The 976-nt window shown below is 36.9% G+C and carries 2 protein-coding genes; both read left to right on the top strand.

The features are described from left to right. Positions 1–462: hypothetical protein (locus GMD6S_RS12885; RefSeq protein WP_000001844.1), on the top strand; the 462-nt coding region annotated here is incomplete at its 5' end. Beyond that, positions 459–976: hypothetical protein (locus GMD6S_RS11480; RefSeq protein WP_001242123.1), on the top strand; the 518-nt coding region annotated here is incomplete at its 3' end. The genes GMD6S_RS12885 and GMD6S_RS11480, both read left to right, overlap by 4 nt.

Below are 976 nucleotides of genomic sequence, written 5' to 3' on the forward strand. Positions count from 1 at the left end.
GATAAGTGGGGAGCAAGTGGCTCTCGTTGGAAAGATGCCAAGGTTAAAGGTGGCAGTGCAATAAATTCCCAAAAATATGAAAATATTGATTTGGATTATGAGGGAAGTTATGAAAGCGACGGTAGAGAAAAGGGAAAATATCTAAGAATCGCTTCTAATTATTTGGATGTTTTAACAGTTGATAAACGTGCTATGTATATTATGGCGCTTGAAATTGCGATTGCTATTGATGGACAAATTAGTGAAGATGATAAGAAAACATGGCTAACAATCGAGGAATTCAAGGAAAAGTACCAAGATATCTTATCTCTAACCTTTGATGAAGCAAATGAGATGAGTTTGGAAGAAATTCAAACGATTGATGCTATTGATGATCCCATCTGGGAAGAATTGGATAGGAAGCGTGAGGAGTACATCCAAATCCATGGTGAACGAGTTTATGACGATGAGGAAGACGAGTGAGACTATATCTTAAAGGTAACTACGAAACTAGTATATACCAAACCTGTATAGAATTTCCTTGGAAAATGTGGTTCAAAGAACGCAAAGGTGTGGAAGTTGGTTTTTCTTACGCACGTGATGATGATTTCTATTTTAGCGTTAGTTTGGACAAATTTTCTTCAAATGATGAACGTTGGGGGGTGACTGGTTTTAAAATAGGAGATAATCCGTGGAATTCATTTAAATACGAGTATCTAATATTGGATTTTGAAGATTCCTATGAAAGCGATGAGCGTGAGAAAGGTAATTATTTGCGAATTATTTCCACTCATCTAGATATTTTAACGGTTGACAAGCGTGCTCTTTATATCATGGCGATTGAGGTAGCATCTGTCATTGACGGCCAAATCAGCGAAGACGACAAAGAAACATGGCTGAGTGTTGAAGAATTCAAAACGAAACATAAAGACCTACTGAATATGACCTACGACGAAGCAGTCGATATTAGTTTAGAAGAGATAAAGGTTTTGAAAGC

Source organism: Streptococcus sp. GMD6S (assembly GCF_000297015.1).